The 7,730-nt window shown below is 47.3% G+C and carries 8 protein-coding genes and 1 pseudogene; 8 read left to right on the forward strand and 1 reads right to left on the reverse strand.

Annotated elements, in window-relative coordinates:
- From GKG43_RS21320 to GKG43_RS21355, 7 genes and pseudogenes are all read left to right on the forward strand, one after another.
- Nucleotides 1-225: pseudogene (locus GKG43_RS21320) on the forward strand (hypothetical protein); the annotation flags it as partial.
- A gap of 473 nt (nt 226-698) precedes the next feature.
- Nucleotides 699-1,136 (forward strand): sigma-70 family RNA polymerase sigma factor, encoded by a 438-nt coding sequence (locus GKG43_RS21330; RefSeq protein ID WP_002604474.1) that lies wholly within the window; start codon nt 699-701, stop codon nt 1,134-1,136.
- Nucleotides 1,120-1,362, forward strand: a complete 243-nt coding sequence (locus GKG43_RS21335; protein WP_002604473.1) for a helix-turn-helix domain-containing protein — start codon at nt 1,120-1,122, stop codon at nt 1,360-1,362. Before GKG43_RS21330 ends, GKG43_RS21335 begins: the two co-directional genes overlap by 17 nt.
- A gap of 458 nt (nt 1,363-1,820) precedes the next feature.
- Nucleotides 1,821-1,994 (forward strand): transposon-encoded TnpW family protein, encoded by a 174-nt coding sequence (locus GKG43_RS21340; protein WP_002604472.1) that lies wholly within the window; start codon nt 1,821-1,823, stop codon nt 1,992-1,994.
- Between the two features lie 77 nt (nt 1,995-2,071).
- A complete protein-coding gene (locus GKG43_RS21345) occupies nt 2,072-3,745 on the forward strand; it encodes a recombinase family protein (protein ID WP_002604471.1) in 1,674 nt (557 codons plus the stop codon).
- 59 nt (nt 3,746-3,804) lie between these two features.
- The gene (locus tag GKG43_RS21350) at nt 3,805-5,169 is read left to right on the forward strand and encodes an MATE family efflux transporter (protein ID WP_087148793.1); all 1,365 of its coding nucleotides are present in this window, start codon (nt 3,805-3,807) and stop codon (nt 5,167-5,169) included.
- A gap of 192 nt (nt 5,170-5,361) precedes the next feature.
- Entirely contained in the window at nt 5,362-6,003 is a 642-nt protein-coding gene (locus GKG43_RS21355) for an orotate phosphoribosyltransferase (protein WP_025657603.1), read from the forward strand.
- 237 nt (nt 6,004-6,240) lie between these two features.
- Here the strand turns inward: GKG43_RS21355 and rpsT are convergent, their stop codons facing one another.
- The gene (gene rpsT / locus GKG43_RS21360; RefSeq protein WP_025657602.1) at nt 6,241-6,504 is read right to left on the reverse strand and encodes a 30S ribosomal protein S20; all 264 of its coding nucleotides are present in this window, start codon (nt 6,502-6,504) and stop codon (nt 6,241-6,243) included.
- 195 nt (nt 6,505-6,699) lie between these two features.
- Between rpsT and gpr the strand changes: the two genes are divergently transcribed.
- A complete protein-coding gene (gene gpr, locus GKG43_RS21365; RefSeq protein WP_055151209.1) occupies nt 6,700-7,680 on the forward strand; it encodes a GPR endopeptidase in 981 nt (326 codons plus the stop codon).
- The last annotated feature ends 50 nt before the right edge of the window (nt 7,681-7,730 follow it).

Below are 7,730 nucleotides of genomic sequence, written 5' to 3' on the forward strand. Positions count from 1 at the left end.
AGTCATTGTCTGATACTTTATCAGTACATCATGGGTGAACTCTACACCATTATTTCCGAAGGTAAATTTACGCAATCAGCACCACAGAAACGGGAAATAGTTGCATTCAAACATCAATTAGAGCAAGCAGGACTTGAAGTTACTATGAGAGTTTCTCATGGCAGAGAGATTAACGCGGCTTGTGGACAGTTAGCTAACACATATAATAAATTCAAAAAAAAATGATTAAAAGTGCCAGACGCATAGACGCAGAGCCGATAACGCATTAGGTCAAAAAACCTATGTGTTATCGGCTTTTTTATTTAATATTGCGCAAAAGCCGCTGTTCCCTATTATAGAATGGATTGCGGGTAGTGTATTAAAGTCGCCCTTTTTTAAGGATACGGCGGTATCGGGGAGGTATCGCCGTGTCCATTTTTATTTACTGTAACCCGCCTAATGCTTTGCGGTCAAAAAAAGCTATGCTCCGCAAGCGGGATATTCCGGCTATGAATGTGAACTGTCAATACATTTAGCTACTGCTTACATTTCCTTTGCGCCCGTCCGCGTCTTGCGGACGGGCGCATTTTGCTTTTTTCAACTTTTTTCTGAAAAGCGCACTCAAGAGCCATCTCCCGAACGGGTACGGAGCGAAAGGGGCAGAGAGGACAAGCCCTTAACTCCCGTCCTCTACTCCACGCGGGAAGGAGGTGAACTCTATGGAGCTATCTTCTTCCGACAAGGAAAGAATACAACATCAGTACGACGCATTAGCAAAGAAAACTTTGGTCGGCGAAGCGAAAAGCCACCGCCGCACTCTTGCGAAACGCGCAGCACGCGAAGTTACTTTTTCGGATTTGAGCGAAAGCGAACTCGCGCAGCTTTTCACAACGGACGAATACGAAAGCGATTATTTCCGTTTTCAAGTGTCCGGCTTTGATGTACTCGTCAAAAATGAACTGCTTGCCGAAGCCCTTAACGCTTTGCCCGAAAGGAAACGCGACATTATCCTTTTGTCCTACTTCTTGGATATGAGCGACGCGGAAATTGGCGAACTGCTGAATGTTGTACGCACGACGGTTTTCCGGCACAGGAAATCCGCGCTTGCGAAAATCAAACAGTATTTGGAGGGAAAAGCAGATGATGAATACCGTTAGGAAGTCTGAAAATCTGTTGCCGTTCCCTGTCATTTCCGCAGCGGCAAACGGCGACACAACCGCCATGTGCGCGATCTTGAAGCACTACGAGGGTTACATAGCGAAACTTTGTACCCGCACGCTGAAAGACGACGCGGGCAATACCTATTCCTATGTGGACGAGGAAATGCGTAACAGGCTGCAAGTGCGCCTTATTACCCGCACCCTTGCTTTTCATGTAGGATAATCTTTTAGCCCATGCGGGGAGCGTGTCCCCTTTCCACGCTTCCCGTTATGGGCTATTTGTCGTTCCGCAAAAGCATATCCGCTGTTGATGTGCTTTTGCAGGCCGACAAAGCCTATTGTTCTTTGACAAAGAAAGCGGCCTTTGGTGCGCAGCATAACAGGCAAACGGGTACATTCCGTCTGTACCGAGCCAGTCGGCGGGTACGCCATGACAGCTTTTCCCCATAGGGGAAAAGCCGAGCGAGAACTACCGCGCCGTAAAACAGGTTTAGCAGCTTGTGGGCGACGACATACAAGGCGGCACAATGATACTCCCGCGTTGAACACCCTCAAAGTATTGCGCGGCGCACCCATAAGCATGGGCCGGGGTGAAACTCCCGTGAGGTTGCAGCTAACAACCGCCCGTTTTTGCCTTTTGACGAATATAGTTTATCCATACAGGAAAAGGAGGTTTTTCTAATGGATAAAAAACAGACAATTACAACCGAACGCAAAATAGGGAAAATCACCTATCTTGTTCAAGCGTTGCCGAGTGAAAAGGCAACCGATACAATCCATAAAAAGATTGAGAAACTCATTGTAAAGGATTTGCAGAAAAAGCCCGGAAATCCGGGATTTTTAGCGTCCGAGTAGTGCATTAGGCGGCGGGATATGGTATAATGATAGCAACACATTATACCTGTTTATTCGGCTGTCGGAAAGGAGGACTAATGTTACAGTCGAATAAAATCACCGCCCTTTACTGCCGTTTAAGTCAAGAGGATATGCAAGCCGGAGAAAGCGGAAGCATACAGCACCAAAAAATGATACTTCAACGCTATGCGGACGAACACCATTTTTTGAACACAAAGTTTTTTGTGGACGACGGATTTTCCGGCGTGAGTTTTGAGCGCGAGGGGCTGCAAGCGATGTTGCAGGAAGTGGAAGCCGGACGAGTGGCGACGGTCATTACCAAAGACCTTTCCCGTCTTGGCAGAAACTATCTGAAAACGGGCGAACTCATAGAGATTGTATTTCCCGAAAACGGAGTACGCTATATCGCGATCAACGACGGAGTTGACACAGCGCGGGAGGATAACGAGTTTACCCCCTTGCGGAACTGGTTTAACGAGTTTTACGCCCGCGACACAAGCAAGAAAATCCGCGCAGTTAAACAGGCACAGGCGCAAAAAGGCGAGCGCGTCAACGGGGAATATCCATACGGCTATATCCCAGACCCGAACAACCGCCACCACCTTATACCCGACCCGGAAACCGCGCCGATTGTCAAACAGGTTTTCGCTATGTTTGTTAGCGGCGTGCGTATGTGCGAAATCCAAAAATGGCTTGCGGAAAACAAAGTCTTGACGATTGGAGCGTTGCGCTATCAGCGTACAGGACAGGCGCGGTATCAGCGGGCAATGATCGCCCCCTATACTTGGCCGGACAAAACGCTCTATGACATATTAGCAAGGCAGGAATATTTAGGGCATACCATAACCGCGAAAACTCACAAGGTATCCTACAAGTCGAAAAAGACCCGGAAGAACGAAGAAGAACAACGCTATTTCTTCCCAAACACCCATGAGCCGCTTGTTGACGAGGAAACCTTTGAACTTGCGCAAAAGCGGATTGCTACCCGCCACCGCCCGACAAAAGCAGCGGAGATTGATATTTTTTCCGGCTTGCTGTTTTGCGCTGGTTGCAGACATAAGATGTATTACCAACAGGGCGTAAATATCGAGCCGCGCAAGTTTTCCTATTCTTGCGGCGCATGGCGCAACAGGGCAAGGACAGGCAGCGAGTGTACCTCTCATTATATCCGCAAAAACGTACTTCTTGATTTAGTGCTGGAAGATATGCGGCGGGTTTTGCGGTATGTTAAGGAACACGAACAGGACTTTATCTGTAAAGCTACCGAGTACGGCGACATGGAAGCGAGAAAGGCATTAGCGCAGCAGCAAAAGGAACTTTTCAAAGCACAGGCGCGTATGACCGAACTTGACACGCTTTTCCGCAAGCTGTATGAGGACAACGCATTAGGCAGACTGACAGATGAACGGTTTGTGTTTCTAACTTCCGGCTATGAGGACGAAAAGAAATCCCTTGCCGCAAGGATAGACGAGTTACAACAGCAGATCGCAACCGTTACCGAGCGAAAAAGGGATATATCAAGGTTTATTCAGATTGTCGGGAAATACAGCGACATACAGGAATTGACCTATGAAAACGTCCATGAGTTTATCGACCGTATTTTGATACATGAATTAGACCGGGAAACCAACACCCGGAAAATCGAAATCCATTATAGCTTTGTCGGACAGGTTGATACCGAGCAGGAGCCGACGCAAGTTGTCAACCATGACCGCCGCAACATGGTAGATGTAAAAAGTATCGCTATCTAACCCCAGCAAAAGACGTGCCGGGGTTTTCCGTTACTGTAATTTGGCGAGGAGAGATTTTTTTGACTGATAAGAATGATTTCAGCCAGGGCAGTATTGCGCGTAATATTATGGGCCTGGCACTGCCCATGACGCTGGCCCAGCTGATTAATGTGCTGTACAGTATTGTGGACAGAATCTACATTGGCCATATCCCGCATACCTCGGCGGAGGCGCTCACGGGAATCGGCCTGGCGCTGCCAGTGATCACAATTATTATGGCTTTTGCCAATCTGTTTGGAATGGGCGGGGCGCCGCTGTGCTCGATTGCGCGGGGCGGCCATGAGGAGGAGAAGGCCAGAAAAGTAATGGGCAATTCTTTTTCCATGCTCCTGCTTTCGGGAGTGGTTTTAATGGCTGGGTGCCTGCTGTTTAAAAAGCCTTTGTTGTATCTGTTTGGTGCAAGTGAAGTTACATTTCCCTATGCAGATGCTTATATTACCATTTATTTGTGCGGAACATTGTTTGTGATGATCAGCCTGGGGATGAACAATTTCATCAATGCACAGGGGTTTGGTAAGATCGGGATGCTGACAGTCACTCTGGGTGCAATCACGAATATTATCCTGGATCCTATTCTGATCTTTGTATTCCAGATGGGTGTCCGGGGAGCCGCCATTGCAACTGTGATATCCCAGGGGCTTTCTGCCTTTTGGGTGATGCGTTTTCTGACGGGTAAAAAAACAATTTTGAAGCTGAACCGTGACTCCATGCGTCTGGATAAAAAACTGGTAAAGGAGATTACGGCGCTGGGAACATCGGGATTTGTGATGTCTGTGACGAACGGGGCCGTACAGATCGTATGCAATGCTACGCTGCATCGCTATGGCGGGGATCTGTATGTGGGAATTATGACGGTAATCAATTCCGTCCGGGAGATTATTACAATGCCCATCATGGGACTTACTTCCGGGGCTCAGCCTGTGATCGGATATAATTATGGGGCAGAGTGTTATGACAGAGTGAAGTCGGCTATCAAGTTCATGTCCTGGTGCGGGATTGTATTTACTTTTTTGATGTGGGCGGTTCTCTTTTTCGAGCCTGCATTTTTCCTGCGGCTTTTTACAAAAGAGGAGGAACTGATCAGAGCCGGTATACCTGCTATGCGGATCTATTTCTGCGGAATCTTCATGATGTCACTGCAATTTGCAGGGCAGTCCACTTATGTGGCTTTGAACAGGGCAAAGCAGGCGGTCTTCTTTTCCCTGTTCAGGAAAGTAATCATTGTAATTCCGCTGACCCTACTGTTGCCGCTGATAGGAAATCTGGGAACAGCGGGAGTATTTTGGGCGGAGCCAGTGTCCAATGTCATTGGCGGAACGGCCAGTTTCGTGACAATGCTGATTACCGTGTGGCCTTCCTTAAAGAAAAAGGAAACGAAGTTATAACAGTTTCGGACTGGCCGAACGGTTATGTGCTATTTTGTTATCATGCGCGGCACATAGGCCGTGCATAGCGATAATATTTTCAGAAAATTACCTGAAATACAACCATTATACTGCATATTTTGGGCCGGTGTGGTAAAATAAAAACAACAATAACACGGATGTTTTCTATTTTATCAGAAAGGAGATGACAGTATGGATGAAAGACTATCCAATCTTCGGTCAACGAAGAATCCCAAAGCCCGCATTAAAATAATGAGCGGCCATTTTGCGACGAGACATTCCCATGTGAATACATATATTGATATGTCCACGGTAAAGACCCGTCACAACAATGCACGGGAGACGGCCAGGACGCTGGCGGCAGAATACATGACGAATACTTTGATAGACACGATTGTCTGCCTCAAGAATACCGAAGTGATCGGCGCATTTATGGCGGAGGCTTTGTCGGACAGCGTGCATGCATCCCTGAGCGGCGGCAATAATATCTCTGTCGTAACGCCGGAATTTGATTCCTCAGGGCAGATCCTGTTTCGGGATAACAATCAGAGAATGATTGAGGCAAAGCAGGTGCTGATTCTCACGGATTCCCTGGCAACCGGGGCGCTTGCCTATCAGGCGATAGAGTCGGTGCTTTATTATGGGGGCACGGTCTGCGGGATCTGTGCGGTATTCAGTGCGATCTCAAAGGTGGCGGGATTGGAAGTAAAGACCATCTTTACCAGCTCTGATCTGCCGGACTATCATGTGTATAGGTCCTATGAATGCCCGATGTGCAAGGCCGGTCAAAAGTTGGAAGGCATTATTAATAGTTTTGGGTATTCGAAGCTTTAAAGGCGGCTGGAAGCCTGTCCGGGGCGGAGAACAGCGATATTGAATAAATCTGAACGAAAATCTTTTTGAGAGTGAAATATTGACGCAGAAAGGAGACGCCCATGATTGTATGGGCGCCTCCTTTATTAATACATGCGTATCCCCCGGAGGGTTTTTGTGATATAGGAAATTCCTTTGGGATTTCCTATATCACAAAAAACACCCGCCTGACGGGAGCGGATGTCTTGCTTTTATCTATTAAGCAATGTCGTTAACTGCTTTGGTTAAGCGGGAAATTTTTCTTCCAACTGTGTTTTTGTGATAAACACCTTTGCTTCCTGCCTTAGAAATCTCAGCGATTGCAGCCTGTAATGCTGTCTTAGCAGCCGCTGCATCTTTCTGTGCCACTGCAGTCTCAACTTTCTTTACGGATGTCTTTACTTTAGATTTGATTGATTTGTTTCTTGCAGCTTTTGTTTCGTTAACTAAAATTCTTTTTTTAGCAGATTTAATGTTAGCCAATCTGTACACCTCCAAATATGTGAAATTTTCAAATAGTGAATTCATAATTCCGTTAAAATCGGACACGGACGTTTAAACGGAACATACTCATTTATTTTATGCTAAGGAACAAGGGTTGTCAATACATATTTCTCAAAATATTGCAAAAACTACCTGTAAATTCAAATGATGTTATGGAAAAGTGAGGACTTGAAGATGGTGGAAAAGTATAGTATTAGGACTGACCTTGCGCTTGAGGAGAAAGAACGGTTTGAATCAGACAACGTGGAGGTCCAGGGGGTTGTTCTCGAGGAGGAATTTGATGAGGAACGTGAAATACGTATTTCACGGGTACGCATTGAGACAGAAAAGGGCGCCAAGGTCATGGGCAAGCCGGTCGGTACTTACCTTACTGTGGAGGCGCCGAATCTGGGTGTGCCGGATGAAGGGTATCACAGGGAGATCTCGGAAGAACTTTCGGGTTACATTAAGGAACTGATAGAGAAACTGGGACTGCTTGACAAAGAAGACTTATCCGTTCTGATCGTAGGGCTTGGAAACCGTCAGGTGACGCCGGACGCGCTTGGACCATATGTCGTGGAGAACTTATGTGTGACGAGGCATATCGTGAAAGAATACGGGAAATATGCTATGGGAATGGAACATGCCAATCTGGTTAGCGCCATAATACCGGGTGTCATGGGGCAGACCGGGATGGAGACAGTAGAGATTGTCAAAGGAGTCGTGGACGAGACCAGCCCCGATCTGGTAATAGCCATAGACGCGTTGGCGGCCAGAAACAGCAGAAGGCTGAACCGAACCGTGCAGATCGCGGATACGGGGATCCATCCGGGCTCCGGGGTGGGCAACCACCGCAATGGACTGACGAAGGAATCACTGGGAGTTCCTGTAATTGGTATTGGTGTTCCGACGGTTGTTGCTGCGGCAACTATCGTGAATGACACGATGGAGAATCTGATCAACGCGCTGGAGACCTCTGAAATGTTGAAGGGCGTGGGAGATGTGCTGCGCACTTACAGCGCCGCGGAGAAGTATGAGCTGGTAAAAGAATTGATTTCCCCTCATCTGAACGGAATGTTTATGACCCCGAAAGACGTAGATGAAATGGTAAAGCAGATCAGTTATACCATCTCGGAGGGGCTGAACATATTGTTTACCAATGCAGGGCAGGCATAATAAGGAAACAAGGCTCATATATATGAAAGTGTGCAAGGGGGTCAGACCCC

It is taken from the genome of Eubacterium sp. BIOML-A2 (assembly GCF_009680135.1).
Taxonomy (GTDB): domain Bacteria; phylum Bacillota; class Clostridia; order Lachnospirales; family Lachnospiraceae; genus Faecalicatena; species Faecalicatena contortus_B.

Excerpts from the sequence above, each read along its gene's own strand:
- GKG43_RS21330 (WP_002604474.1), top strand. The coding sequence starts at position 699 with ATGGAGCTATCTTCTTCCGACAAGGAAAGAATACAACATCAGTACGAC.
- GKG43_RS21355 (WP_025657603.1), top strand. The coding sequence starts at position 5,362 with ATGGATGAAAGACTATCCAATCTTCGGTCAACGAAGAATCCCAAAGCC.
- GKG43_RS21335 (WP_002604473.1), top strand. The coding sequence starts at position 1,120 with ATGATGAATACCGTTAGGAAGTCTGAAAATCTGTTGCCGTTCCCTGTC.
- GKG43_RS21345 (WP_002604471.1), top strand. The coding sequence starts at position 2,072 with ATGTTACAGTCGAATAAAATCACCGCCCTTTACTGCCGTTTAAGTCAA.
- gpr (WP_055151209.1), top strand. The coding sequence starts at position 6,700 with ATGGTGGAAAAGTATAGTATTAGGACTGACCTTGCGCTTGAGGAGAAA.
- GKG43_RS21340 (WP_002604472.1), top strand. The coding sequence starts at position 1,821 with ATGGATAAAAAACAGACAATTACAACCGAACGCAAAATAGGGAAAATC.